Here is a 24,821-nt window from a genome sequence, read left to right on the forward strand (position 1 = left end):
AGCCGGCTTCGCCCAATGCGCCAGCATGCGGCGCCCGAAGGCGTTCGACCTGTGGATCCTGGCCACCGTGGCGCCATGGCGCCATGGCCCGAGGAGGCGTTGCGGGCTGCGGCACAGCGGCTGCTGCCAGCGGGCTGAAGCGGCGACAGTCGACGGATCAGGCGTCGGAATCGGCTGCCAGCCATGGCTGGACGAGCCCCTGGGCCTGAGCGAGGGCGCCGGGCCAGAGATCGGGGCAATCCAGCAGCCGCCGGCCACGCCCCTGGGCCTCCGCCAGCCAGGGTTGGAGCAGCACGCGGGCCACGCTGCCAAACCCCACGCCGGCGGCGCCACCGCGGCGGCGGGGAAAGCGCCGCAGCAGGGGAAGAGTGTACGCATTGGTACCGCCGGCCAGCTGCAGGGGACCCGGCGGCGCCAGCGGCGCCAGCCGCTCGAGCAGCCCCACCGCCGCATGGGCCGTGCCGGCCCCCACATCCCCGCTCATCGGCCGCCCATCCAGCTGCCAGAGGGGGCGGAAACCAGCCCCGCGCAGCAGGCGGAACCGCTGCCACAGCTCCGCCGCCAACCCTTCGGCCGTGGCGCCCCCCTCCAGGCCGGCGCTAACCGCCACCCGGCGCAGCGCCACGCCGCTGGCGGCTAGCTGCACCACCCGTTCGGCGAAGGCGTCCAGGCGCCCGGGCCTGGTGTGCAGCTCCACCGCGTCCGGGGCCAGCTGCGCCATCAGGGCCCCCACGGCGGCCGGCTCCAGCACCTGGCTGCGCTCCTCGATCAGCCCCAGGGGGCAGGCGGGCAGGCAGCGGCCGCAGCCGTAGCAGCGCTCCGCCACCACCCCCCGCCCATCGATGGCCAGCGCAGGGCAGACCCGCTCACAGGGCCTCGGGCAGGACGGCGGACAGCGCTGCGGATCGAACCAGGCTTTGCGGAAGTGGGGGTCGTGGCCATCACTGAGGCTGACCATCAGCCAGGGGCGCGCTGCGCCGTGGGCCTCCGCCCAGGCCAGGCCGCGCCGGGTGGCGGCCACCACGGCCGGATCAGCGGCCACGTCAATGCAATGCACCCCGGCCAGGGCATGGATGCCGGCCAGATCCTCGATGGCGGCCAGATCCTGGTTGCTGGCCCCGCCGATCAGCTTCACCCAGCAGCCGCGGGCCAGGGCCTGCTCCGGGTCCCGGGCCATGGCCGCCATGGGGTGCGCAAAGGGGTGGGCCGATCCTGCCACCAGCCGTGGGCTCAGCCGGGCTGGGGCAGCTCCGGCGGCGCCTCGGGCTGGGCGAGCCCCAGGCGGTTCACCAGCCAGGGGGCCGTGAAGCCCTGCAGGCCCACGGTCATCAGGATCGTCAGGAACACCAGCCCCTTGAGGGCCCCGCCGCCGGGCACCTCGGCCCGGTCAAGTTCGAGGGCGAAGAGGCTCACCACCGCCGCGGTGACGATGCCGCGCGGAGCGATCCAGCTGAGCAGCGCCTTCTCCTTCCAGTCGAGGCTGGGCAGCCCCAGGCCCGTCAGCTGGATCAGGGGCCAGCGCACCAGCATCAGGGCCACGACGCAACCCAGGCCACCCAGGCCCAGGGGGCTCAGTTCCGCCCAGGAGACATCGGCCGCCAGCAGGGGGAACAGCACGGTGATGGCCAGCATGGCCAGCTGGCGGATCAGCGCATCGAGCTGGGTGGCGGCCGCATCGAGGCGCAACCCCACCACCACCCCGGCGCTCACGGCCGCCGGCAGACCCGATTCCGGCAGCAGGGCCTCACAGCCACTGAACAGCAGAAACAGCACCCCCAGGGTGAGCTGCAGCTCCAGACCACTGGGCTCAGCCGTCCCCTCTCCGCCCCTGGCCGCCGCCAGGGCGCCCAGGCGCCGGAGGGCCTCCGAGAGCAGCAGACCAGCCAGTCCGCCGAGGGCCACCCCGCCCCCCAGGCGCAGCAACAGCCGGGAGGCCACCTCCTGCCAGCCACCCAGGTCGCCCAGGGTCACCTGGAGCAGCACCAGGCCCAGCACCGCACTGACCGGTTCGAGGATCAGACCTTCGGCCTCCAGCAGCTGGCCCAGCTTCGGGGCCAGCCGCAGCTGGCGCACCATCGGGCTCACCACCGTGGGACCGGTGGCCAGGGCAATCGCCCCGTAGACCAGCGCCAGCGACCAGGGCAGGCCGGCCAGGGCGTGGGCCAGCAGGGCCGCCACGGGCAGACCCAGCACCAGGCGCACCAGCACCAGCTGGAGCACCGAGCGCTGCAGATCGCGGCCGGCCAGGCGCAGGTTGAGACCGCCGTCGAAGAGCACCAGGCTCACCAGGAGGCCCACCAACGGCTCGAGACCGGCGCCGAGGTTCTCGGGATGGACGAGGCCAAAGCCGGCATGGCCCGCCAGCAGCCCCATGCCCAGCAGCAGCACCACCGCGGGCTGGCCGGTGACCCAGGCCGTCGCCTGGGCGAGGGAGCCGGCGAAGAAGGCCGAACCCCAGATCAGTGCCAGCCGCTCACTCAACGCGCTTGGAGTCTGCGTGACGAGCCCAGGCTATGGGCTGGATCAGGCTCAGGCAGGAACGAGCTGCTCCAGGGGCTGCCAGCGCAGGGCCCGGGCACCGCCCATCTCCACCACCAGCTTCAGCCGCGGTTCGCGGCGGCAGAGGTCGCAGAGGGCGGCGAGCTCGGAGCTGCTGAGCACCTGGCCCTCCAGCAGCCACAGCAGCACCTGCCCTTCGCCGGCCAGCTGGGGGCCGAGCAGGGGCATCACCCGCTGCACCTCGCCCACGGCGGCCGCCCGGCCGACGCTGTGGTGGCCCAGGTGGGGCGGACGGATGCCGTGCAGTTGCAGGAGATAGGCCTCCGGATCCCCAAGCCCGCGGGCGGAGGTGAGGTGGGCCCTGTAGCCGGCCGCCCGCAGCCGCCGCAGCAGGCGCGTTTCGGCGCCCCCCTCCAGGGGAACGAACAGAGCGAGGGCACCGCAGCGCTCCAGCTCGGTGCGGAAACCACGGCCGGTCATCAGCAGAGGCATCGGGAGCGGCAGGCGAATCGCCGGATGAGTCTGGCAGCCGGTGCGGGCCCCGGGGGTGGTGGTGCACACCATGGGGTAAGGTTGTCTCTTGTGCTGATGATCTGTGCCCGTCCGCTAGCCGGGCCTCCAGAGAACAGCACGGGGTCCGTCAGTGGTGACGAACCCTTCCTGGCCCGTACGACTCCTGCAACGCTTCGTCGTTGCCGTGACCGTCGGGATACTGCCCGAGGCCTCACCGCTTCCGGCAAGTCCCAGCCCGCTGATTCGCCTCGCTAGCCCCTGACCCTCGGGTCAATCTGCGATTCCACGAATTCAGCCCCCCGCCGCCCAGCGGATCCTCCACGGATTTCAGGCCTTGGCCCTTGATCCATGGCGGCACGCCGCGGCTGTCCAGCTGGTGTTGTTCTCCCTCCCATGTCCATCGGCATTCTTGGGAAGAAGCTGGGTATGTCCCAGTTCTTCGACGAAGAAGGCAAATCCATTCCGGTCACCTTGATCGAAGCGGGTCCCTGCCGCATCACCCAAATCAAGAGCGAAGCCACCGACGGTTACACCGCGGTGCAGCTTGGCTTCGGCGAGACGCGCGACAAACTCGTCAACAAGCCCGCCAAGGGCCACCTGGCCAAATCCGGCGAGGCGCCCCTGCGGCACCTCAAGGAGTACCGGCTGGAGGCCATCGACGGTCTCGAGCTGGGGGCGCCCGTCACCGTCGGTGACTTCAGCCCCGGCCAGAAGGTCGACGTCAGCGGCGACACGATCGGTCGTGGTTTCTCGGGCCTCCAGAAGCGCCACGGCTTCAGCCGCGGCCCCATGAGCCACGGCTCCAAGAACCACCGCGAGCCAGGCTCCATCGGCGCCGGCACCACCCCAGGCCGGGTCTACCCCGGCAAACGGATGGCCGGTCGCTACGGCGGCAAGCAGATCACCACCCGCGGCCTCACCATCCTCAAGGTGGATGCGGAACGCAATCTGCTCGTCGTCAAGGGCTCCGTACCCGGCAAGCCCGGCGCCCTGCTCGACATCCGCCCGGCCCGGCGGGTGGGCGTCCCCGCAGCGAACTGAGGAGAACACCCATGACTGACTGTGTGATTCGCGACTGGCAAGGCAAGGAGAGCGGCAAGGCTCCCCTCGACCTCAAGGTCGCCAAGGAAACATCCGCCAAAGGCCTGCTGCACAGGGCCGTCGTGCGCCAGCTGGCCCATACCCGTCAGGGCACCGCCAGCACCCTCACCCGCGCCGAAGTGGCCGGTGGCGGCCGCAAGCCCTACAAGCAGAAAGGCACCGGCCGGGCCCGCCAGGGCTCGATCCGCACCCCCCTGCGGCCCGGCGGTGGCGTGATCTTCGGACCCAAGCCCCGCAGCTATGCCGTGGCGATGAACCGCAAGGAGCGTCGCCTGGCCCTTCGCACCGCCCTGATGAGCCGCGTCGCGGACATCACCGTGGTGAAGGGCTTCGGCGCCGGGCTCGACACCCCCAAAACCAAGGAGATCACCGCCGCCCTGTCCCGCTTCGGCATCGAGGCCGGCGACAAGGTGCTGCTGATCCTCGATGGCGCTCCCGAGGCGGTGACCCGCTCGGTGCGCAATCTCGAGAAGGTGAAGCTGATCGCCGCTGATCAGCTCAACGTGTTCGATCTGCTCCATGCCAACAAGCTGGTGCTCAGCGAAGAGGCACTGGCGAAGATTCAGGAGGTCTACGGCGATGTCTGAGCGTTTTGCAGGCCGGCTGGCGGACGTGATCCGTCGCCCGCTGATCACTGAGAAGGCCACCAGGGCCATCGAGATCAACCAGTACACCTTCGAGGTGGACCATCGGGCCGCCAAGCCCGACATCAAGGCGGCCGTCGAGCATCTGTTCGACGTCAAGGTCGTCGGCGTCAGCACCATGAATCCCCCCCGCCGCTCCCGTCGGGTGGGCCGCTTCGCCGGCAAACGCGCCCAGGTGAAGAAAGCCGTGGTGCGCCTTGCCGAAGGCAACGCCATCCAGCTGTTCCCTGAGTCCTGAGGGGTCTGAAACACCATGGCAATTCGTAAGTACAGGCCCAACACCCCCGGCACCCGCACGCTGGTCGTCACCGACTTCAGCGACATCACGGGCAAGAACCGGGAACGGGGCCTGGTGGTGTCCAAGCACCGCCACAAGGGTCGCAACAACCGCGGCGTGATCACCTGCCGCCACCGCGGCGGTGGCCACAAGCGCCTCTACCGCATCGTCGACTTCCGTCGCGATAAGCACGGGGTGAGCGCCAAGGTGGCCGCGATCCACTACGACCCGCACCGCAACGCCCGTCTGGCGCTGCTCTATTACACCGACGGCGAGAAGCGCTACATCCTCGCTCCCGCCAATGTGGCCGTGGGCCAGAGCGTCATCTCCGGTCCGGACGCCCCGATCGAGAACGGCAACGCCCTTCCCCTCTCGGCCATCCCCCTGGGTTCGAGCGTCCACAACGTCGAGCTTTACGCCGGTCGCGGCGGCCAGATGGTCCGCACCGCCGGGGCCAGCGCCCAGGTGGTGGCCAAGGAAGGCGACTACGTCGCCCTCAAGCTGCCCTCCACCGAGGTGCGGCTGGTGCGCCGGGAGTGCTACGCCACCCTCGGTGAGGTGGGCAACTCCGAACAGCGCAACACCAGCCTGGGCAAGGCCGGCCGCAAGCGCTGGCTGGGCCGCCGTCCGGAAGTGCGCGGCAGCGTGATGAACCCCTGCGACCACCCCCACGGGGGCGGCGAAGGCCGGGCACCGATCGGCCGCTCCGGTCCTGTCACGCCCTGGGGCAAACCCGCCCTGGGCCTCAAGACCCGCAAACGCAACAAGCCGAGCAACCGGTTCGTGCTGCGGAAACGACGCCGCACCTCCAAACGGAGCCGTGGCGGACGCGACTCCTGATGACCCACACCGCTCTGCTGTTCGCCTGATCCGCCATGGGACGCTCACTCAAAAAAGGCCCGTTCGTCGCCGACCACCTGCTTCGCAAGGTCGAGAAGCAGAACGCTGCCGACGACAAGACCGTGATCAAGACCTGGTCACGGGCCTCCACCATCCTGCCGATGATGATCGGCCACACCATTGCCGTTCACAACGGCAAGGCCCACGTGCCCGTCTACGTGACGGAGCAGATGGTGGGCCACAAGCTGGGCGAATTCGCCCCCACCCGCACATTCCGCGGTCACATCAAAGACAAGAAGGGAGGCCGCTGATCCGATGGCAACCACCACACCCGACACCCAGGCCCTGGCACACGGCCGCTTCATCCGCGGTTCCGTGTCGAAGGTGCGCCGGGTTCTCGATCAGATCCGGGGTCGCACCTACCGCGACGCCCTGATCATGCTCGAGTTCATGCCCTACCGCTCCACCGGCCCGATCACCAAGGTGCTCCGCTCTGCGGTCGCCAATGCCGAGCACAACCTCGGCCTCGATCCGGCCACCCTGGTCATCAGCCAGGCCAGCGCCGACATGGGCCCCTCCCTGAAGCGCTTCCGGCCCCGGGCCCAGGGCCGCGCCTTCGCCATCAAAAAGCAAACCTGCCACATCAGCATTGCTGTGGCAGCGCCCACCGCCTGACCCCCGAGGACACCGCCCGATGGGACACAAGATCCATCCAACCGGCCTGCGCCTGGGGATCACCCAGGATCACCGCTCCCGCTGGTACGCCCCAAGCAAGACCTATCCCGTCCTCCTTCAGGAGGACGACCGGATCCGTTCGTTCATCAACAAGAAGTACGCCGCCGCCGGCATCAGCGACGTGCTGATCGCCCGTAAGGCCGACCAGCTCGAAGTGGAACTCAAGACCGCCCGTCCGGGCGTTCTCGTGGGCCGCCAGGGCAGCGGCATCGAGGAGCTGCGCACCGGCATCCAGAAGACCCTCGGCGATGCCCACCGTCAGGTGCGCATCAACGTGGTCGAGGTGGAGCGGGTCGACGCCGACGCCTTCCTGCTGGCCGAGTACATCGCCCAGCAGCTGGAGAAGCGGGTGGCCTTCCGGCGCGTCATGCGCATGGCGGTGCAACGCGCCCAGCGGGCCGGCGTGCTGGGTCTGAAGCTCCAGGTGAGTGGCCGCCTCAACGGCGCCGAAATCGCCCGGACGGAGTGGACCCGCGAGGGTCGCGTGCCCCTGCACACGCTCCGCGCCGACATCGACTACGCCACCAAGGTGGCCACCACCACCTATGGGGTCCTGGGCATCAAGGTCTGGGTGTTCAAAGGGGAGGTGCTTCCCGGTCAGCAAGACCAGCTGCCCGTGGGTGGAGCACCGAAACGCCGCGCCAACCGCCGGCCGCAACAGTTCGAAGACCGCTCCAACGAGGAGTGATCAGGAGGCCTGAACCATGCTGAGTCCAAAACGCGTCAAGTTCCGAAAACAGCAGCGAGGCCGCATGCGCGGCATCGCCACGCGCGGCAACACGATCGCCTTCGGCGATTTCGCCCTGCAGGCCCAGGAGTGCGGGTGGATCACCTCCCGTCAGATCGAGGCCAGCCGCCGTGCCATGACCCGCTACGTCAAGCGGGGGGGCAAGATCTGGATCCGGATCTTCCCCGACAAACCCGTCACCATGCGGCCTGCCGAAACCCGCATGGGTTCCGGTAAGGGCAACCCGGAATTCTGGGTGGCCGTGATCAAGCCGGGCCGCATTCTCTTCGAGATGGGTGGCCCCGAGATCACGCCCGAAATCGCCAAGGAAGCCATGCGTCTGGCCCAGTTCAAACTGCCGCTCAAGACGAAGTTCCTCGCCCTGGCCGACCAGGTGGCAGCCGCCCCCGAACCCGCCCTCGCAGTGGAGTCCTGACCATGGCCCGTCCCACCATCACCGATGTGCGTTCGCTCAGCGACGCCCAGATCGCCGAACAGATCGATGGCGTCCGCCGCGAACTGTTCGACCTCCGCTTCCAGCAGGCCACCCGCCGTCTGGAGCACCCGCACCGCTTCAAGGAGTCCCGCATCAAGCTGGCCCACCTGCTGACGGTGCAGGAGGAGCGTCAGCGCTCCACCGTCGCCTCCTGATTCCCCCCTCGATCCCCATGGCACTCAAGGAAAGGGTCGGCACCGTCGTCAGCGACAAGATGGACAAAACGGTGGTGGTGGCGGTGGAAAACCGCTTCCCCCACCCCATCTATCAAAAGACCGTCCGCCGCACCACCCGCTACAAAGCCCACGACGAAGCCAACAGCTGCCGCGTGGGCGACCGGGTCCGCATCACCGAGACCCGTCCCCTCAGCCGCACCAAACGGTGGGCCGTGGCTGAAGTTCTCTCCACCACCAGCGCCGGCTGAGGAACCCCCCATGATTCAGCAGGAAACCTTCCTCAACGTCGCTGACAACAGCGGCGCCAAGCGCATCCAGTGCATCCGGGTGCTCGGCACCAACCGTCGCTACGCCCACGTGGGCGATGTGATCGTGGCCGCCGTCAAGGACGCGATGCCCAACATGGGCGTCAAGAAGTCGGATGTGGTCAAGGCCGTGGTGGTGCGCACCCGCGCCACGCTGCGCCGTGACACCGGCAACGCCATCCGCTTCGACGACAACGCCGCAGTGATCCTGGGCAACGACAACAACCCCAAGGGCACCCGGGTCTTCGGTCCGGTCGCCCGGGAGCTGCGCGAGCGCAACTTCACCAAGATCGTGTCCCTGGCTCCGGAGGTGATCTGAGATGGCCACCGCAACCCCCAAGGCCAGGCCCGTTGAGCGCATCAAGATGCGCATCCGCAAAGGTGACACCGTCCAGGTGATCGCCGGAAAGGATCGGGGCAAGACCGGCGAGGTGCTGCGCACCCTGCCCAACGAAAACCGTGTCGTGGTGCAGGGCATCAACCTGCGCACCCGCCACGTCAAACCCACCCAGGAAGGTGAGACGGGCCGCATCGTCACCGAGGAAGCGTCCCTGCACGCCTCCAACGTGATGCTGTACTCCACCGCCAACAAGGTCGCCAGCCGGGTGGAGATCGTCGTCCAGGACGACGGCAGCAAGAAGCGCCGCCTCAAGAAGACCGGGGAGGTGCTCGACTGACCGCCCCCCACCGCGTCACCCCCGACGACGCCCCCGCTCCGCATCCCTGCTCCCCTCCCCCGTCCGCCTTCTGACCACGTCCAGAAGCGCCCCCCCATCCCCCCGTCATGTCACTCAAACAGCGCTACCGGGAGACGATCCAGCCCAAGCTGCTGAAGGATCTCAACCTCTCCAACGTCCACGAGGTTCCCAAGGTGGTCAAGGTCACCGTCAACCGGGGCCTCGGTGAAGCCGCCCAGAACGCCAAGGCCCTCGAGGCCTCGATCACCGAACTGGCGACCATCACCGGTCAGAAGGTGGTGGTGACCCGCGCCAAGAAGGCCATCGCCGGCTTCAAGATCCGTCAGGGCATGCCGATCGGTGTGGCCGTCACCCTGCGGGGCGAGCGGATGTATGCCTTCCTGGAGCGTCTCATCCACCTGGCGCTGCCACGCATCCGCGACTTCCGCGGCGTGAGCCCCAAGAGCTTCGACGGCCGGGGCAACTACACCCTGGGGATCCGGGAGCAGATCATCTTCCCCGAGATCTCCTTCGACAAGATCGATGCCATCCGGGGGATGGACGTCACGATCGTGACCAACGCCCGTAACGACGAAGAGGGCCGGGCCCTCCTCCGCGAAATGGGAATGCCGTTCCGCAATACCTGAGCCCCCTCCCGGACACGACCATGGCCAACCACGACCCGATCTCAGACATGCTCACTCGCCTTCGCAACGCGAGTGAAAAGCGCCACGAGCGCACCAGGATTCCCGCCTCGCGGCTTTCCCGCAGCATCGCCAATGTGCTGCAGCAGGAAGGCTTCATCGCCGCCATCGCCGAAGAAGGCGAAGGCGTGCAGCGTCAGCTGGTGCTTGAGCTGAAATACAGCGGCAAGCACCGCCAGCCCACCATCCGCTCCGTGCAGCGGGTGAGCAAGCCCGGCCTGCGCATCTACAAGAACACCCGCCAGCTGCCCAAGGTGCTGGGCGGCCTCGGCGTGGCGATCATCTCCACCTCCCGGGGTGTGATGAGCGACCGTGATGCCCGCAAGCAGGGCGTCGGCGGCGAAGTGCTCTGCTACGTCTACTGATCCCAGGAGTTGTTCCATGTCTCGTATCGGTAAAGCCCCGATCCCCATTCCCGACAAGGTCACCGTCAGCCTCGATGGCCTGGCGGTCACCGTGAAGGGTCCCAAAGGGGAACTCAGCCGCGTTCTCCCGGAGGGCGTCAGCGTCAGCCAGGAAGGCGGCACCGTGGTGGTGAGCCCCACCAGCACCCACCGTCGCTCCCGTGAGCGGCACGGCCTCAGCCGCACCCTCGTCGCCAACATGGTGGAAGGGGTCAGCCAGGGCTTCACCCGCAAGCTCGAGATCGTCGGCGTCGGCTACCGCGCCCAGGTCCAGGGGCGCAAGCTCGTGGTCAGCGCCGGCTACAGCCACCCGGTGGAGATGGTTCCCCCCGAGGGGGTCACCTTCTCGGTCGAGAACAACACCTCGGTCTTCGTCTCCGGCCCCGACAAGGAGCTGGTGGGCAACGAGGCGGCCAAGATCCGCGGCATTCGTCCCCCCGAGCCCTACAAGGGCAAGGGCATCAAGTACGAAGGTGAGCGGATTCTGCGCAAGGCCGGCAAGACCGGCAAGAAATGAGGTCTGCTCGAGCGTCATCCGTCTGATCCCCCATGTCTACCCTCTCCCGCAAACAGCAGACCCAGAAGCGTCACCGCCGCCTGCGTCGTCTGCTCTCCGGCACCGCCGCCCGTCCCAGGCTGGCCGTGTTCCGCTCCAACAATCACATCTACGCCCAGGTCATCGACGACGACGCCCAGAGCACCCTCTGCGCCGCGTCCACCCTCGACAAGGACCTGCGCACCAGCGTCACGGCGGGTGCCACCTGTGACGCTTCCGTCGCGGTCGGCCAGCTCGTGGCCCAGCGCGCCCTCGCCAAGGGCATCCAGCAGGTGGTCTTCGATCGCGGCGGCAACCTGTACCACGGCAGGGTCAAGGCCCTTGCTGACGCCGCCCGGGAAGCGGGCCTTCAGTTCTGATCCCTGCTCTCACCATGACCGAAACCAACGACCAGATCCAGACCGGCGCCGTGCCTGCGGCCTCCGATGTCCCCGCCGCTGCTGAAGGCCAGCAGGAGCAGCGCCGGGGTGGCGGCGGTGGCCGTGGCGATGCCAAGGGCGACCGCCGGGGCGGCGGCGGCGGCCGCGGCCGTGACAACCGTCGCGGCCAGGAACGTGACTCCGAATGGCAGGAGCGGGTGGTGCAGATCCGCCGCGTCTCCAAGACCGTCAAGGGCGGCAAGAAGATGAGCTTCCGGGCCATCGTCGTCGTCGGCAACGAGCGCGGCCAGGTGGGCGTGGGTGTCGGCAAGGCCGGCGATGTCATCGGCGCTGTCCGCAAGGGCGTGGCCGACGGCAAGAAGCATCTGGTCAAGGTGCCCCTCACCCGCACCAGCTCGATCCCCACCCTCAGCAACGGCCGCGACGGCGCCGCCAGCGTGCTGATCCGGCCGGCTGCCCCCGGTACCGGGGTGATCGCGGGCGGTTCGATCCGCACCGTGCTCGAACTGGCCGGCATCAAGAACGTGCTGGCGAAGCGGCTGGGCTCCAAGACCCCGCTCAACAACGCCCGCGCCGCCATGCAGGCCCTCGAAGGCCTGCGCACCCACAAGGAGACCGCCAAGGAGCGGGGCATCTCCCTCGAGCAGATTTACTCCTGAGGCCCGCCATGACGTCCTTCTCTCTCAACAATCTCCAGCCCCAGAAGGGGTCCCGCAAGCGCAAGCTGCGCAAGGGTCGCGGCATCGCCGCCGGCCAGGGCGCCAGCTGCGGCTTCGGCATGCGCGGTCAGAAGTCCCGCTCCGGCAGCCCCACCCGCCCCGGCTTCGAGGGTGGCCAGATGCCCCTCTACCGCCGGATCCCGAAGCTCAAGCACTTCCCGGTCATCAACCCCACCCACTACACCGTGATCAACGTGTCACGGCTGGGTGAGCTGAAGGCCGGCAGCACCGTCAGCCTCGAGTCCCTCGAGCAGGCGGGCCTGGTCACCAGCCCCCGCTACCCGCTCAAGGTGCTCGGCAACGGCGAACTCAAGGTGAAACTGACGGTCCAGGCCGCCGCCTTCACCGCGTCCGCCCGCGCCAAGATCGAGGCCGCCGGCGGCACCTGCGAGATCATCGACTGAGGCCGGGCCGTTGCCCTGCCTCCAGCCCGGAGCCGTCTGCCCGTAACCTTGTGTTGCGGCAGGCGGCTCCGGTCGTATCGACCCGTTCCCCCTACCCCCGTCATCACCATGCTCCTCAGCAGGGGGCGCAACCCGAGCGCCGCTGAAATCCTCGTCCAGCTGGTCCAGTCGAAGGGCCTGCGGGATCGGGTTCTCACCACCCTGGGCCTGCTGCTGCTGGTGCGACTCGGCATCTACATCCCGGTGCCCGGCATCGATCGGGTCGCCTTCCAGGACTTCATCCGTCAGGGCGGCCAGCTGATCGGCTTCCTGGACATCTTCACCGGCGGCGGCCTGTCCACCCTGGGCGTGTTCGCCCTGGGCATCCTGCCCTTCATCAATGCCTCGATCATCATCCAGCTGATGACGGCGGCCCTGCCCCAGCTCGAGGAGCTGCAGAAGAACGAAGGCGAGGCCGGCCGCCGCAAGCTGGCCCAGATCACCCGCTACGTGGCACTGGGCTGGGGCATCCTCCAGAGCATCGTTTTTGCCCTGATCCTGCGGCAGTACGCCCTGCCGGGTCTGCCGGAATGGCTGTTCGTCGTCCAGACGAGCCTGGCCCTGGTCACCGGTTCGATGGTGGTGATGTGGGTCAGCGAGGTGATCACCGAGCGGGGCATCGGCCAGGGGGCCTCCCTGGTGATCTTCATCAACATCGTCGCCACCCTGCCGAAAGCCCTCGGCTCCACCATCCAGCTGGCCCAGAGCGGCGACCGGACCACGGTGGGCGGCATCGTCGTGCTGGTGCTCGTCTTCCTGGTGACGATCGTGGGGATCATCTTCCTGCAGGAGGGCAGCCGCCGCATCCCGATCGTGAGCGCCAAGCGCCAGGTGGGCGGCGCCAGCACCCTGGCCTCCCGCCAGAGCTACCTGCCCCTGAAGCTCAATGCCGGCGGCGTGATGCCGATCATCTTTGCCTCGGCGGTGGTGTTCCTGCCGCTCACCATCGCCAACCTCACCAAGAGCCCCTGGCTGATCCGGGTGGCGGGCTACCTGAACCCCACCAGCAGCACCCCCTGGGTCTATGCCGTGGTGTACTTCGCCCTGATCTGCGGCTTCGCCTTCTTCTACGCCTCCCTCACCGTCAACCCGGTGGACATCGCCACCAACCTGAAGCGCTCCGGCGTGGCCATCCCCGGGGTGCGCCCCGGCTCCGCCACCGCCGACTACCTCTCCGGTGTGTCCAACCGGCTCACCCTGCTGGGGGGCCTGTTCCTCGGCGCCATCGCGATCATCCCCTCGGCCGTGGAGGGCGCCACCCAGGTGCGCACCTTCCAGGGCCTGGGGGCCACCTCCCTGCTGATCCTGGTGGGCGTGGCCATCGACACCGCCAAGCAGGTGCAGACCTACGTGATCTCCCAGCGTTACGAAGGACTGGTCAGGCAGTAGGCCCCTTTCCCCGTCTCCCATCCCCATGAAACAGCGACTCCTCTTCCTCGGCCCCCCCGGCGCCGGCAAGGGCACCCAGGCCGAGCTCCTGGCGGAACGTCACCAGCTGCTGCATCTTTCCACCGGTGAACTGTTGCGGGCGGAAGTCAAGGCCGGCAGCGCCCTGGGCCAGGAGGCGGAGGCCGTGATGGCCCGCGGCGAACTGGTCAGCGATGCGCTGGTGCTGGCGATCGTGCGCAGCCGCCTGGAGGGCCACCAGGGGGGCTGGCTGCTGGATGGTTTCCCCCGCAATCTGGCCCAAGCCGAGGCCCTCGATGGCCTGCTGGCCGAGCTCGACCAGCGCATCGAACGGGTGCTGCTGCTGGAGCTGGAGGACGGGGTGCTGATCCAGCGCCTGCTCTCCCGCGGCCGCGCCGACGACAACGAAGCGGTGATCCGCAACCGCCTGGTGGTGTACCAGGAGCAGACCGCGCCCCTGATCGACCACTACCGCCATCTGGGCCTGCTCCAGAGCGTGGAGGCCTCCGGCACGGTGGCGGAGATCGGAGAAAGGATCGTAGCCAGCCTTGTTGACTGATGTGATACGGTAGCTGTTTGCAAATTCGGAGAGCACAACGCCCATGAAGGTGCGTGCCTCAGTCAAGAAGATGTGCGACAAATGCCGGGTGATCCGTCGCCACGGCCGGGTCATGGTGATCTGCACCAACCCGAAGCACAAGCAGCGTCAGGGTTGACCCCCCACGCTTCCACGGCGGCCGCCTTCGGCCGCCACCCCCATTGCCCTCTGATCGTTTCCTGACGTGGCTCGGATCGCCGGTGTCGATATCCCTCGTGACAAGAGGGTTGAGATCTCACTCACATACGTGTACGGGATCGGGCTCACCAGGGCCCGCAAGATTCTCGCCAAATCGGGGGTCAACCCCGACATCCGGGTGAAGGACCTCAGCGATGGCGACGTGCAGAAGCTGCGCGGCGCCGCCGATTCCTTCGTGCTCGAGGGCGACCTGCGCCGCGAAGAGGGCATGGCCCTCAAGCGCCTGCAGGACATCGGCTGCCTGCGGGGTCGCCGCCATCGCATGGGCCTGCCCGTGCGCGGCCAGCGCACCCGCACCAACGCCCGCACCCGCCGCGGCGCGCGCAAGACCGTGGCCGGCAAGAAGAAGTGAGGTCCGGGGCTCCGGGCCCGTTCCCCCTCCCCTGCCTGCACCATCCCCCGGCCCGTGGCCCCTCGCGGCAGCCACCGGGCCCCGGTCCCGCCGCCCTCCTCTCCCGGAGGTCGTCACCGGGACTTCCCCCCAGTCCTTTGATCACCTCCCTGCTCTCGCAGGGTCACCGCCATGGCCAAACCAGCCAAGAAGACAGGCCCCAAGAAGGCCAAGCGCAATGTCCCCAATGGGGTCGCGCACATCCAGAGCACCTTCAACAACACGATCGTCTCCATCACTGACACCGCCGGTGAAGTGGTGAGCTGGTCGTCGGCCGGCGCCAGCGGCTTCAAGGGAGCCCGTAAGGGCACCCCCTTCGCCGCCCAGACCGCCGCCGAGGCTGCCGCCCGCCGCGCCCTCGAGCAGGGCATGCGTCAGATCGAAGTGCTGGTGCGCGGCCCTGGATCCGGGCGTGAAACCGCCATCCGGGCCCTGCAGGTGGCCGGTCTCGAGATCACCCTGATCCGCGACGTCACCCCCCTGCCCCACAACGGTTGCCGCCGGGCCAAGCGCCGCCGGGTCTGAGCCGTCCGGACTCCTCCGGCCTCCCACCCGACTCCCCCGGGCCGCTGCCGCGGCCACCTTTCCTTTCTCACCTCCTCAGACCGTGTTGCACTACCAGATCGATCGGGTCGAGCACCAGGTCGCCGACGACCGTTCCCAGACGGGCGTCTTCCTGATCGGCCCCCTGGATCGGGGCCAGGCGACCACCCTCGGCAACGCCCTGCGGCGTGTGCTGATCGGGGGTCTCGAAGGAAGCGCCATCACGGCGGTGCGTCTCTCCGGGGTCAACCACGAGTACGCCACGGTGCCAGGTGTGCGCGAGGACGTCCTCGACATCCTGCTCAACTGCAAGTCGGTTCCCGTCAACAGCCGCAGCCGTGACCTCGAGATCGGCCGCCTGATGGTCAACGGCCCGGCCCGGGTCACCGCTTCGGATCTGCAATTCTCCCCCCAGGTGCAGGTGATCGACGGCGACCGGGAGATCGCCACCGTGGCCGAGGGCCACAGCCTGGAGATGGAGGTCCACGTGGAGCGCGGCATCGGCTACCGGCCGGTGGATCGCCACAACGAGGACACCGCCGCCATCGACCTGCTCCAGATCGATGCCGTCTTCATGCCCGTCCGCCGGGTCAACTACACCGTCGATGAAACCGCGGTCGGCGAAGGCGGCTCGGCCCACGAGCGCCTGCGCATCGAGATCGAGACCAACGGCAGCGTCACCCCCGACGATGCCATGGCCCAGGCGGCCAACCAGCTGATGGAGCTGTTCCAGCCCCTGGCCACCCTCACCATGACCGAGGAGCCCGGCCTGGAACCCGAGCCTTCGGCTGAGGCCCAGATTCCCCTTGAGGAACTGAACCTTTCCGTCCGCGCCTACAACTGCCTGAAGCGGGCCCAGGTCAACTCCGTCTCCGACCTCATGGGCTTCAGCTACGAAGACCTCCTGGAGATCAAGAACTTCGGATCCAAGTCCGCCGACGAGGTGATCGAGGCCCTCGAGAGGATCGGCATCTCCCTGCCCCAGAGCCGCACCAGCGGCTGAAAGGCGGTTTCCCCTTCCCCGTTTCGCCACCCGCCCCGTCCCCACCATGCGACACCAGTGCCGAGTCCCCCTGCTGGGACGCCCCGCCGACCAACGCAAGGCCATGCTGCGTGGGCTGACCACCCAGCTCATCCGTGAAGGCCGCGTCACCACCACCAAGGCCAGGGCCAAGGCCCTGCGTGATGAAGCCGAGCGCATGATCACCCTGGCCAAGGACGGCACCCTCGCCGCCCGTCGCCGCGCCATTGGCTACATCTACGACAAGCAGCTCGTCCACGCCCTGTTCGACAAGGCCCAGGACCGCTACGGCGATCGCCAAGGGGGCTACACCCGCATCATCCGTACGGTCCGCCGCCGTGGCGACAACGCCGAGATGGCGATCATCGAGCTGGTCTGAAAAGGATCGCCCTTTCGCTGCAGTACGAGGGCTCCTCGTTCCACGGCTGGCAGCGTCAGGCCCGCCACAGCAGCGTTCAGGAAACCCTGGAAGGGGCCATCGCTGCGCTTGACCCGCACCGGCCCGCCCAGGCGGTGGCCGCGGGCCGCACCGACAGCGGCGTCCATGCCGCGGCCCAGGTGGTGCATTTCGACGCCTGTGGCCCCATCCCCGTGGCCCGCTGGGCGAAGGCCCTCAACGGCCGCCTGCCGCCCACGATCCGGGTGAGGGCGGCCGCCGAGGTACCTCCCGACTGGCACGCCTGCTTCAGCGCCACCTACCGGCGCTACCGCTACACGATCTTCAACGGCCGCACCCCCAACCTGTTCCTGACGCCCTGGAGCTGGCACCGCTACCAGTGGCGCCTCGACGAGGCCCGCATGGCCGCCTGTCTGGAGGCTCTGCTGGGGGAACACGACTTCTCCGCCTTCCAGCGGGCCGGCAGCCGACGCGCCCATGCCCGCACCACCGTTCAGGACGTGCGCATCGATCGCCAGGGGGATCTGCTGGTCACCGAAGTGCAGGCCAGCGGCTTTCTCTACGGCATGGTGCGCCTGCTGATGGGCCAGCTGGTGGCCGTGGGGGAGGGCCGCCTTGAGGTCGAAGCGTTTCTGCACCGCTGGCGCAGCGGCGCCCGCGAAGCGGTGAAGGAGGCCGCGCCGCCCCAGGGCCTTTGCCTGCTGCGGGTGGGCTACCCCACAGAGATCTTCCCTGGGGCCGCCTGGTATGATTGTCAACCGCGATTTCTGTTGGAATCGTGCGATCCTCCCGCCGATCCGTTCATCGGCGTTCCGATCGGTTGAGCGTCTCTGCAGGGTGCCCCGTCCGGTGGCCCCATGCCGAAATCGTCTCGCCGAATTCGCCGGATCCGGCGACACGGTAGGGTCGAATCTTCCTGTCCCGACCCATCCGGCTGCGATGGGCTCACCCCAAACCGGCCCGCCGGCGCGATGAACAAGACAACCCCACCCTCCATCGATTCGCTTGAGCGCCAGTGGTATCTGGTCGACGCAGCGGATCAGACCCTCGGCCGTCTGGCCAGCGAAGTGGCCCAGGTGCTGCGCGGCAAGAACAAGCCCACCTTCACGCCTCACCTCGACACCGGTGACTTCGTGGTGGTGATCAACGCCGACAAGGTGCGCGTCAGCGGCAACAAGGCCACCCAGAAGATCTACCGGCGCCATTCCGGCCGTCCCGGCGGCATGAAGACCGAAACCTTCGAGCACCTCCAGGCCCGCCTGCCGGAGCGGATCATCGAGAAGGCGATCAAGGGCATGCTTCCCCACAACGCCCTGGGCCGCCAGCTGTTCCGCAAGCTCAAGGTCTACAAGGGCGCCGAGCATCCCCACGCCGCCCAGCAGCCCCAGCCCCTCGCCCTCGATCCCGCCGCCGCCGCCCAATGACCAGCACCTCCAACCGCGTCGTCTACTGGGGCACCGGCCGTCGCAAGACCGCCGTCGCCCGTGTGCGGGTGGTCCCCGGCAGCGGCAGCGTCACCATCAATGGCCGCCCCGGCGACAACTACCTCAACTACAACCCCGTCTACCTGGCGGCGGTGAAGGCACCCCTGCAGACCCTCGGCCTGGAAGCCCAGTACGACCTCCTGGTCAACGTGCGCGGCGGTGGCCTCACCGGCCAGGCCGATGCCATCAAGCAGGGTGCGGCCCGCGCCCTCTGCGATCTCTCTCCCGACAACCGCAAGCCCCTCAAGATCGAAGGCCACCTGAGCCGCGATCCCCGGGCCAAGGAGCGTCGCAAGTACGGCCTCAAGAAAGCCCGCAAGGCTCCCCAGTTCTCCAAGCGCTGATTTCCGTCATGCCGAAAGCCGACATCCATCCCACCTGGTATCCGGACGCCAAGGTGATCTGCAATGGGGAGGTGGTGATGACCACCGGCTCCACCCATCCCGAGCTCACGGTCGACGTGTGGAGTGGCAACCACCCCTTCTACACGGGCACCCAGAAGATCCTCGACACCGAAGGACGTGTGGATCGCTTCATGCGCAAGTACGGCATGGGCAGCACCGATTCCGCCTCCGGTGCCAAGAAGGCCGCCAAGCCGGCCGAGGCACCTGCCGCCGTCGAAGCCGAGACAGCGGCGGCCACCGAAGCCTGAATCCGTCAGCCTGAGATCCTCAGACTGACGCCGGCCGCCCGAATCGGACAGCTGATTCGGCCCGGTCTTTCTCCGGCCGGGTGCTTCCAGCAAGCACCCGGCTTTTTCCGTTTCGGGTGCCGCCCATGGATTCCGAGCTGCTGCAATCCCGGCTGGACACCGCCTGCCGCACCTTCCAGACCCTGGAACGCCAGCTGGCGGATCCGGCGGTGGCCTCCGATCCGGCCCGCCTTCAGGCGATCGCCCGTGAGCGGGCACGGCTGGAGCCCCTGGTCACCGATTACCAGCGGCTGCGCAAACTGGAGCAGGAACGGGAGGAGGCCCGCTCCCTGCTGAAGGCCCACCGCGATGATCCCGCCGCCGAGGAACTGGTGGCTCTGGCCAGCGAGGAGTTGGTCAGCCTCGAGGGCCAGATCACCGCCCTGAACGGGCGGCTCACCCTCAGCCTGCTGCCCTCGGATCCCCGCGATGAGCGCAGCGTCATGCTGGAGATCCGCGCCGGGGCCGGCGGTGATGAGGCCAGCCTCTGGGCGGGCGACCTGGCCCGCATGTACGAGCGCTATGCCCAGAACCAGGGCTGGCAGGTCCAGCCCGTCAGCGCTTCGGAGGCCGACCTGGGCGGCTACAAGGAACTGATCCTCGCCATCCGCGGCGATGGGGTCTACAGCCAGCTGAAGTTCGAGGCGGGCGTGCACCGCGTGCAGCGGGTGCCGGCCACCGAATCCCAGGGCCGGGTGCACACCTCCACCGCCACCGTGGCGGTGATGCCGGAGGCCGATCCGGTGGAGGTGCAGATCGATCCGGGGGATCTGGACATCAGCACGGCCCGCTCGGGCGGCGCCGGCGGCCAGAACGTCAACAAGGTGGAAACGGCCGTCGACCTGCTGCACAAACCCACCGGCATCCGGGTGTTCTGCACCCAGGAGCGCTCCCAGATGCAGAACCGGGAGCGGGCGATGGAGATCCTGCGGGCCAAGCTCTACGAGCGCCAGCTGGCGGAAGCGAATGCCGAGGAGCGCTCCGTGCGGCGTGCCCAGGTGGGCAGTGGCGACCGCAGCGAGAAGATCCGCACCTACAACGCCAAAGACAACCGGGTGACCGACCATCGGCTGGGACGCAACTTCTCCCTCGAGCCCGTGCTGGCCGGCCAGATCGAGGACCTGATCGGCGCCTGCATCGCCGAGGAGCAGCGCCAGGGCCTTGAGGCGCTCGCCCTCGAGGCCACCGGCACCGGTGGATGAGCGGGAGGGCGGTTCAGGCGCCGATGACGTATTTGGCCCACTCCTGGTGCTGGCCGGAGCGGATGCGCCGGTTGGCCTCAAAACTCAGGCTGCCCAGGGGCCGGCGGGGCTCCCGGGCCAGGGGCATGCCCGCCTCCCGTGGAGTGCGATTGCCCTTGCGCACGTTGCAGGGCAGACAGGCGGTGGTGACGTTCTCCCAGACGTCGGTGCCGCCCCGGCTGCGGGGCACCACGTGGTCGATCGAGAGCTGCTCGCCACTGAACCCGCAATACTGGCAGGCGTGGCCGTCGCGGTGGAAGACGTTGCGGCGCGTGAGGGGAAGCGGCTTGTAGGGCACCCGCACGAACTGGCGCAGCCGGATCACCGTGGGCAGAAAATGGTCGGGGCGAATCGTCTTTTCAGGGTCGTGCTCCAACCCTTCGGCCTTCCCCTTGAGCAGCATCACCATGGCCCGGCGCCAGGTGGTGATGTTCAGCGGTTCGTAGGACGCATTCAGAACGAGTACGTGGCCCATTCCAGTCCGCTGGATAGGCGGCATGCTAACGGGATTCCCATGAATTTCATGGTCCACCCCCTGCACCGGCGTCCATGACCAGCGCCTCGCTCGCCCCCACCAGCGCGACGGAGGACACCCAGCCCTCGCGGCAGCGGGCCTGGGTGGAGGTGAACACTGCAGCCATCCAGGCCAATGTGCGCGCCCTGCAGCGCCACATCGGACCGGCCACCCAGTTGATGGCGGTGGTCAAGGCCGACGCCTACGGCCACGGCGCCCTGCCGGTGGCCCGGGCCGCCCTGGAGGCGGGGGCGGCCTGTTTCGGCGTCGCCACCCTGGCCGAAGGGGTGCAGCTGCGTCGTGCCGGCATCTCAGCCCCGGTGCTGGTGCTGGGCAACCTCACCCAGCCCGAGGAACTGCGCAGCTGTCTGCGCTGGCAGCTGATGCCGACGCTCAGCAGCATGCGGGAGGCCCTGCTCTGCCAGAACCTGGCCAGCGGCAGCGGCCGCACCATGGCCGTCCAGCTCAAGCTGGACACCGGCATGGCCCGCCTTGGCGCCGACTGGCAGGAGGGCCCCAGGCTGGTGGCGGCCCTGCGGGGCATGGAAGCCATCGAGCTGGCGGGGATCTATTCCCACCTGGCCTGCGCCGATGCCGCACCGGAGGAGGACGACGGCCTCAGCGACCTCCAGCAGCAGCGCTTCGACACCGTCGTCTGCAGCCTGGCCGAACAGGGGCTGCCGGCCGGCTGCCGGCACCTCGCCAACTCCGCCGGCACGCTGCGGGGCCACCGGCAGCACTACGACCTGGTCCGGGTCGGCCTGGCCCTCTATGGCCAGCCGCCCGCGCCCCACCTGGCCGGCGTGGTGTCCCTGCAGCCGGCCCTGCAGATCCACGCCCGCGTCACCCTGCTGCGCGAGGTGGGGGCGGGGGTCGGCGTCAGCTACGGCCACCGCTTCCGCACCAGCCGGCCGAGCCGCCTGGCGGTGGTCTCGATCGGCTACGCCGACGGGGTGCCCCGCCAGCTCTCCAACCACATGGACGTGCTCTTCGACGGCCAGCGCCTGCCCCAGGTGGGCGCCATCACCATGGACCAGCTGGTGATCGACGCCACCGAGGCTCCCCGGATCGAGGTGGGCAGCATGGTCACCCTGCTGGGCGAACAGGGGGGGGAACACATCAGCCCCCTCGACTGGAGCGAGCGCTGCGGCACGATCCCCTGGGAGATCCTCTGCGGCTTCAAGCACCGCCTGCCGCGCCTGGCCGTGCCTCCGGAGCCCGAGGCGGCGTCCGAGCCCTGATAAGCTCTCTGAGCCACTGGAGAGGTGGCTGAGTGGTTGAAAGCGGCTCCCTGCTAAGGAGTTACAGAGGGCAACTTCTGTCGAGGGTTCGAATCCCTCCCTCTCCGTTTCCGGCCCTTCCAGGGGCCATCCCGCCAGGTCCACTCAGAGCCTGGCGACGCCGCTCCGGCCGAGATAGGCCGCGAACACGACGCACAGGTCGGCGCAGGCTCAAGCGTCCTGCAGGGCGTCGGCGATGGCCGGCAGCAGGGTGGCATCGGCGGCCCGGGCCCGTCCCTCGCTGAACACCACCAGAAGCATCGGCGCCTTGCCATCCACCTCCACATAGGCGGCGTCATGGCGCGCCTGGCTCATCCAGCCGGCCTTGCTCCACAGCCGAGCCCCCTGCGGCAGAGCGGCCCCGAGGAAGCCGTCCACCTGATTCTCGGGATCGGCGGCCCGTGCCTGGGGATCCAGCGAGCGTCCCAGCAGGGCCATCATGCGGCGGCAGGCCGGCGGGGACACCGCAGCGCCGGCCATCACCCCATGCAGCAGACGGGCCGTGAAATCCGTGCTGAGGCGGTTGCGGTTCTCCAGCTGGGGACCATAGAAGTCCCGCTCCCGGCCATAGGGACCCTCCGCCCAGGTCTTCTGGCAGGCGTTCACCCCCGCCACCTCGCTCCAGCCGAGGCGTGCCAGCCAGTCGTTGACCACCTGGCGCTGGCGGCACCAGGCCGCCGCCCGCCCGGCGGGCAGGGACGGGCCGCTAGTGGTGCCGGTGAGCAGATCCACCACCAAGCTGGTGGCGTCGTTGCCGGAATCGCGCACCATGTCGGCCAGGGCTCGGCGCAGTTCTGGCCCCTCCTCGATCAGCTGGCGTTGCAGCCAGGCTTCGGCGGCTACCAGATACACCAGCTTCACCACGCTGGCGGGATAGCGCGGCCTCTCCCCATCCCAGCTGGCACCGGTCACGGTCTGGCCCCAGAAGGCCTCCTGGCCCAGGCCCTCGGCGGCGCCCACCAGGGAAGCCCCATAGCGAAGCCAGGTGATCGAGAGCTGCTCGCCCAGCCCCGGGCGCCCCTCCTGCTCCAGTTGGCCGATGAGCTGGCTCAGGGTCTGGCCCATGGCCTGATCAGGGCTGTAGAACGCCATCAGCGGCGGCACCTTGTGATGGCGACCTTAGGCACCCTGCCGGCGCCGGGCCGTACCTGGACCCTGACCCGGCCGTTGCCGGCCTACAGCCGGCCGCAGGGCCCGGGCCTGGCCACCGAGATCCACGCGGGCCGGCACCTCAGGGTGCTCGAGCGCGCCGGGACCCGCCTACGGGTGCGGCTGCACGGGGACGGCTACCCCTGCTGGGTGGAGGCGCTCGCCCTCGAGAGCCACGGCCACCCCGCCCCACCACCGCCGCTGCCGCGCCTCGATCGCGACAGGATCGCCGCCCGCCTGGGGGCGGTGCTCTCCTTCGCCGAGGCCGCCCGTCACAGCCCCAACCGCTACCTCTGGGGGGGCACCCTGGGCCCCGATTTCGACTGCTCGGGGCTGGTGCAGACCGCCTATGCCCAGGCCGGCATCTGGCTGCCCCGCGATGCCTACCTGCAGGAGCGCTTCTGCCGCCCGGTGGCCGTGGCCAGCGGCGTCACCAGCCTGCTGCTGCCGGGGGATCTGCTCTTCTTCGGCACCCCGCAGCGCTGCACCCACGTGGCCCTGCACCTGGACGGCGGCCGCTACCTCCACAGCTCCGGGCGCCAGCACGGCCGTGACGGCATCGGCATTGACGACCTGAATCCCCGCAACCAGGATCCGGTGGCGTGCCACTACCGGGCTGAGCTGCGCGGCGCGGGGCGGGTGATGCACAGCCACGACGGGAGCCCGCTGCCACCTTGAGCTAGATTCCACGTTTGAAATTCGATCGGGACTTGGTGGCGTCATCCCTGGCCCACAGTCCCGAACTTTCGATTGTTGTCCCCTTGTACAACGAGGAAGCAAGCCTTCCCCTCCTCGTTGAGAAGTTGCTGGCGGCGCTGCGGCCACTGGGTCGATCGTTTGAACTCGTTCTGGTCGACGACGGCTCGAAGGACGGCACCCCGGCGGTCCTTCGCGATCTGGCCAACCGGGTTCCGGAACTGGTGGCGGTGCTGTTACGGCGCAACTACGGGCAGACGGCCGCCATGGCGGCGGGGTTCGATGCCAGCGGCGGTGGGGTGATCGTCACCCTCGACGGGGATCTGCAGAACGATCCCGCCGACATCCCCCTGCTGCTGGCCCGGCTGGAGCAGGACGAGCTCGACCTGGTGAGCGGCTGGCGGCACCAGCGCCAGGACGGGGCCATCAACCGTCTGTTGCCGTCCCTCGTGGCCAACCGCCTGATCGCCAAGGTCACCGGGGTGCGTCTGCACGACTACGGCTGCTCCCTCAAGGCCTACCGCCGGGAGGTGGTCAGCGACATGAACCTCTACGGGGAACTGCACCGGTTCCTGCCGGCGCTGGCCTTCATCGAGGGGGCCCGCATCGGCGAGGTGAGGGTGTCCCACCAGGCCCGCCGCTACGGCCGCAGCAACTACGGCATCGATCGCACCTTCCGGGTGTTGATGGACCTGCTGACGGTGTGGTTCATGAAGCGGTTCCTGACCCGGCCGATGCACGTGTTCGGCTTCGCCGGCCTGCTGGCCCTGGGGGCGGGGTTGGCCATCGCCCTCTGGCTGGTGGGCGAGAAGCTGCTGCTGGGGGCCGACATCGGCAACCGCCCCCTGCTGCTGATGGCGGTGCTGGCGATCCTCAGCGGGGTGCAGCTGTTCAGTTTCGGGCTGCTGTCTGAGCTGCAGATGCGCACGTATCACGAGAGCCAGGGCCGGCCGATCTACCGGGTGCGGGCCACGCTGCGCGGCGGCCCCGGCTGAACTTTTATGTCACCCCCGCT

General features: G+C 68.8%; 38 protein-coding genes and 1 tRNA gene. 34 read left to right on the top strand and 5 right to left on the bottom strand.

Going from position 1 to position 24,821, the window contains the following annotated elements; translation table 11 throughout:
- Positions 1–157 precede the first annotated feature (157 nt).
- The 3 genes from KBZ12_RS14270 to KBZ12_RS14280 are packed head-to-tail and all read right to left on the bottom strand — an operon-like array spanning position 158 to position 2,991.
- Positions 158–1,186, bottom strand: coding sequence for an LdpA C-terminal domain-containing domain (locus tag KBZ12_RS14270; RefSeq protein ID WP_254958661.1), 1,029 nt, complete (start codon positions 1,184–1,186; stop codon positions 158–160).
- 44 nt (positions 1,187–1,230) lie between these two features.
- Complete coding sequence (locus KBZ12_RS14275) at positions 1,231–2,481, bottom strand: sodium:proton antiporter (protein WP_254958663.1); 1,251 nt, start codon at positions 2,479–2,481, stop codon at positions 1,231–1,233.
- A gap of 48 nt (positions 2,482–2,529) precedes the next feature.
- Complete coding sequence (locus KBZ12_RS14280) at positions 2,530–2,991, bottom strand: NAD(P)H-quinone oxidoreductase subunit N (RefSeq protein ID WP_254958664.1); 462 nt, start codon at positions 2,989–2,991, stop codon at positions 2,530–2,532.
- Between the two features lie 414 nt (positions 2,992–3,405).
- Between KBZ12_RS14280 and rplC the strand changes: the two genes are divergently transcribed.
- The 30 genes from rplC (at position 3,406) to prfA (ending at position 20,128) form a co-directional block, all read left to right on the top strand.
- On the top strand, positions 3,406–4,053 hold the full coding sequence (rplC, locus tag KBZ12_RS14285; protein ID WP_254958665.1) for a 50S ribosomal protein L3: 648 nt from the start codon (positions 3,406–3,408) through the stop codon (positions 4,051–4,053).
- A gap of 11 nt (positions 4,054–4,064) precedes the next feature.
- The gene (gene rplD, locus KBZ12_RS14290; protein ID WP_254958666.1) at positions 4,065–4,700 is read left to right on the top strand and encodes a 50S ribosomal protein L4; all 636 of its coding nucleotides are present in this window, start codon (positions 4,065–4,067) and stop codon (positions 4,698–4,700) included.
- Positions 4,693–4,995, top strand: coding sequence for a 50S ribosomal protein L23 (locus KBZ12_RS14295; protein ID WP_094586023.1), 303 nt, complete (start codon positions 4,693–4,695; stop codon positions 4,993–4,995). The genes rplD and KBZ12_RS14295 overlap by 8 nt, the downstream gene beginning before the upstream one ends.
- A 15-nt stretch (positions 4,996–5,010) precedes the next feature.
- Entirely contained in the window at positions 5,011–5,874 is an 864-nt protein-coding gene (rplB, locus tag KBZ12_RS14300) for a 50S ribosomal protein L2 (RefSeq protein WP_254958667.1), read from the top strand.
- 35 nt (positions 5,875–5,909) lie between these two features.
- Positions 5,910–6,185, top strand: coding sequence for a 30S ribosomal protein S19 (gene rpsS / locus KBZ12_RS14305; RefSeq protein ID WP_015109404.1), 276 nt, complete (start codon positions 5,910–5,912; stop codon positions 6,183–6,185).
- Between the two features lie 4 nt (positions 6,186–6,189).
- On the top strand, positions 6,190–6,549 hold the full coding sequence (rplV, locus tag KBZ12_RS14310; protein ID WP_216910433.1) for a 50S ribosomal protein L22: 360 nt from the start codon (positions 6,190–6,192) through the stop codon (positions 6,547–6,549).
- 19 nt (positions 6,550–6,568) lie between these two features.
- Positions 6,569–7,297, top strand: a complete 729-nt coding sequence (rpsC, locus tag KBZ12_RS14315; RefSeq protein WP_015109406.1) for a 30S ribosomal protein S3 — start codon at positions 6,569–6,571, stop codon at positions 7,295–7,297.
- A gap of 16 nt (positions 7,298–7,313) precedes the next feature.
- Entirely contained in the window at positions 7,314–7,772 is a 459-nt protein-coding gene (rplP, locus tag KBZ12_RS14320; RefSeq protein ID WP_094586020.1) for a 50S ribosomal protein L16, read from the top strand.
- 2 nt (positions 7,773–7,774) lie between these two features.
- Positions 7,775–7,987, top strand: a complete 213-nt coding sequence (gene rpmC, locus KBZ12_RS14325; RefSeq protein WP_094586019.1) for a 50S ribosomal protein L29 — start codon at positions 7,775–7,777, stop codon at positions 7,985–7,987.
- Positions 7,988–8,004: 17 nt separating this feature from the next.
- Positions 8,005–8,256 (top strand): 30S ribosomal protein S17, encoded by a 252-nt coding sequence (gene rpsQ, locus KBZ12_RS14330; protein ID WP_015109409.1) that lies wholly within the window; start codon positions 8,005–8,007, stop codon positions 8,254–8,256.
- A 10-nt stretch (positions 8,257–8,266) separates the two neighbouring features.
- Positions 8,267–8,632, top strand: a complete 366-nt coding sequence (rplN, locus tag KBZ12_RS14335) for a 50S ribosomal protein L14 (RefSeq protein ID WP_015109410.1) — start codon at positions 8,267–8,269, stop codon at positions 8,630–8,632.
- Between the two features lies 1 nt (position 8,633).
- Complete coding sequence (gene rplX / locus KBZ12_RS14340) at positions 8,634–8,990, top strand: 50S ribosomal protein L24 (RefSeq protein WP_216910429.1); 357 nt, start codon at positions 8,634–8,636, stop codon at positions 8,988–8,990.
- A 107-nt stretch (positions 8,991–9,097) separates the two neighbouring features.
- The gene (rplE, locus tag KBZ12_RS14345; RefSeq protein WP_015109412.1) at positions 9,098–9,637 is read left to right on the top strand and encodes a 50S ribosomal protein L5; all 540 of its coding nucleotides are present in this window, start codon (positions 9,098–9,100) and stop codon (positions 9,635–9,637) included.
- 20 nt (positions 9,638–9,657) lie between these two features.
- Positions 9,658–10,059: a 30S ribosomal protein S8 gene (gene rpsH / locus KBZ12_RS14350; protein ID WP_216910427.1), complete on the top strand. Its 402-nt coding sequence runs from the start codon at positions 9,658–9,660 to the stop codon at positions 10,057–10,059.
- 16 nt (positions 10,060–10,075) lie between these two features.
- Positions 10,076–10,615, top strand: a complete 540-nt coding sequence (gene rplF / locus KBZ12_RS14355; RefSeq protein ID WP_216910425.1) for a 50S ribosomal protein L6 — start codon at positions 10,076–10,078, stop codon at positions 10,613–10,615.
- A 32-nt stretch (positions 10,616–10,647) separates the two neighbouring features.
- A complete protein-coding gene (gene rplR / locus KBZ12_RS14360; RefSeq protein ID WP_254958669.1) occupies positions 10,648–11,013 on the top strand; it encodes a 50S ribosomal protein L18 in 366 nt (121 codons plus the stop codon).
- Between the two features lie 14 nt (positions 11,014–11,027).
- Entirely contained in the window at positions 11,028–11,693 is a 666-nt protein-coding gene (gene rpsE / locus KBZ12_RS14365; protein ID WP_254958670.1) for a 30S ribosomal protein S5, read from the top strand.
- A gap of 8 nt (positions 11,694–11,701) precedes the next feature.
- Positions 11,702–12,157, top strand: a complete 456-nt coding sequence (rplO, locus tag KBZ12_RS14370; protein ID WP_254958671.1) for a 50S ribosomal protein L15 — start codon at positions 11,702–11,704, stop codon at positions 12,155–12,157.
- Between the two features lie 108 nt (positions 12,158–12,265).
- Positions 12,266–13,585 (top strand): preprotein translocase subunit SecY, encoded by a 1,320-nt coding sequence (gene secY, locus KBZ12_RS14375; RefSeq protein ID WP_254958672.1) that lies wholly within the window; start codon positions 12,266–12,268, stop codon positions 13,583–13,585.
- Between the two features lie 25 nt (positions 13,586–13,610).
- On the top strand, positions 13,611–14,162 hold the full coding sequence (locus KBZ12_RS14380) for an adenylate kinase (protein WP_254958673.1): 552 nt from the start codon (positions 13,611–13,613) through the stop codon (positions 14,160–14,162).
- Positions 14,163–14,205: 43 nt separating this feature from the next.
- Entirely contained in the window at positions 14,206–14,319 is a 114-nt protein-coding gene (gene rpmJ / locus KBZ12_RS14385) for a 50S ribosomal protein L36 (protein ID WP_006173336.1), read from the top strand.
- A gap of 66 nt (positions 14,320–14,385) precedes the next feature.
- Positions 14,386–14,751: a 30S ribosomal protein S13 gene (gene rpsM / locus KBZ12_RS14390; protein ID WP_015109420.1), complete on the top strand. Its 366-nt coding sequence runs from the start codon at positions 14,386–14,388 to the stop codon at positions 14,749–14,751.
- A gap of 171 nt (positions 14,752–14,922) precedes the next feature.
- Entirely contained in the window at positions 14,923–15,315 is a 393-nt protein-coding gene (gene rpsK, locus KBZ12_RS14395) for a 30S ribosomal protein S11 (RefSeq protein WP_094586009.1), read from the top strand.
- A gap of 82 nt (positions 15,316–15,397) precedes the next feature.
- Positions 15,398–16,336: a DNA-directed RNA polymerase subunit alpha gene (locus tag KBZ12_RS14400; RefSeq protein ID WP_216910418.1), complete on the top strand. Its 939-nt coding sequence runs from the start codon at positions 15,398–15,400 to the stop codon at positions 16,334–16,336.
- Between the two features lie 46 nt (positions 16,337–16,382).
- A complete protein-coding gene (gene rplQ, locus KBZ12_RS14405; protein ID WP_015109423.1) occupies positions 16,383–16,733 on the top strand; it encodes a 50S ribosomal protein L17 in 351 nt (116 codons plus the stop codon).
- Complete coding sequence (gene truA, locus KBZ12_RS14410) at positions 16,730–17,575, top strand: tRNA pseudouridine(38-40) synthase TruA (protein ID WP_254958690.1); 846 nt, start codon at positions 16,730–16,732, stop codon at positions 17,573–17,575. The genes rplQ and truA overlap by 4 nt, the downstream gene beginning before the upstream one ends.
- Before the next feature lie 147 nt (positions 17,576–17,722).
- Positions 17,723–18,175: a 50S ribosomal protein L13 gene (gene rplM, locus KBZ12_RS14415; protein ID WP_015109425.1), complete on the top strand. Its 453-nt coding sequence runs from the start codon at positions 17,723–17,725 to the stop codon at positions 18,173–18,175.
- On the top strand, positions 18,172–18,579 hold the full coding sequence (gene rpsI / locus KBZ12_RS14420; protein ID WP_015109426.1) for a 30S ribosomal protein S9: 408 nt from the start codon (positions 18,172–18,174) through the stop codon (positions 18,577–18,579). The genes rplM and rpsI overlap by 4 nt, the downstream gene beginning before the upstream one ends.
- Before the next feature lie 8 nt (positions 18,580–18,587).
- Positions 18,588–18,887, top strand: a complete 300-nt coding sequence (gene rpmE / locus KBZ12_RS14425; protein WP_254958674.1) for a 50S ribosomal protein L31 — start codon at positions 18,588–18,590, stop codon at positions 18,885–18,887.
- A 125-nt stretch (positions 18,888–19,012) separates the two neighbouring features.
- Positions 19,013–20,128, top strand: coding sequence for a peptide chain release factor 1 (prfA, locus tag KBZ12_RS14430; protein ID WP_254958675.1), 1,116 nt, complete (start codon positions 19,013–19,015; stop codon positions 20,126–20,128).
- 13 nt (positions 20,129–20,141) lie between these two features.
- Here the strand turns inward: prfA and KBZ12_RS14435 are convergent, their stop codons facing one another.
- Entirely contained in the window at positions 20,142–20,642 is a 501-nt protein-coding gene (locus tag KBZ12_RS14435; RefSeq protein WP_216910408.1) for an HNH endonuclease, read from the bottom strand.
- A gap of 74 nt (positions 20,643–20,716) precedes the next feature.
- Here KBZ12_RS14435 and alr point away from each other — a divergent pair, with 74 nt between their 5' ends.
- Together alr and KBZ12_RS14445 are read left to right on the top strand one after the other, a co-directional pair.
- On the top strand, positions 20,717–21,922 hold the full coding sequence (gene alr / locus KBZ12_RS14440) for an alanine racemase (protein ID WP_254958676.1): 1,206 nt from the start codon (positions 20,717–20,719) through the stop codon (positions 21,920–21,922).
- An 18-nt stretch (positions 21,923–21,940) separates the two neighbouring features.
- A tRNA-Ser gene (locus KBZ12_RS14445) sits at positions 21,941–22,029 on the top strand.
- 103 nt (positions 22,030–22,132) lie between these two features.
- Here KBZ12_RS14445 and KBZ12_RS14450 read toward each other — a convergent pair.
- A complete protein-coding gene (locus KBZ12_RS14450) occupies positions 22,133–23,053 on the bottom strand; it encodes a serine hydrolase (RefSeq protein WP_254958677.1) in 921 nt (306 codons plus the stop codon).
- Between the two features lie 18 nt (positions 23,054–23,071).
- On the opposite strand from KBZ12_RS14450, the gene KBZ12_RS14455 reads away from it, so the two are divergent.
- Together KBZ12_RS14455 and KBZ12_RS14460 are read left to right on the top strand one after the other, a co-directional pair.
- A complete protein-coding gene (locus KBZ12_RS14455) occupies positions 23,072–23,788 on the top strand; it encodes a C40 family peptidase (RefSeq protein WP_254958678.1) in 717 nt (238 codons plus the stop codon).
- Positions 23,789–23,823: 35 nt separating this feature from the next.
- Entirely contained in the window at positions 23,824–24,801 is a 978-nt protein-coding gene (locus tag KBZ12_RS14460) for a glycosyltransferase family 2 protein (protein ID WP_254958679.1), read from the top strand.
- The last annotated feature ends 20 nt before the right edge of the window (positions 24,802–24,821 follow it).

It is taken from the genome of Cyanobium sp. Cruz CV13-4-11 (genome assembly GCF_024346055.1).
Taxonomy (GTDB): Bacteria; Cyanobacteriota; Cyanobacteriia; order PCC-6307; family Cyanobiaceae; genus Cyanobium.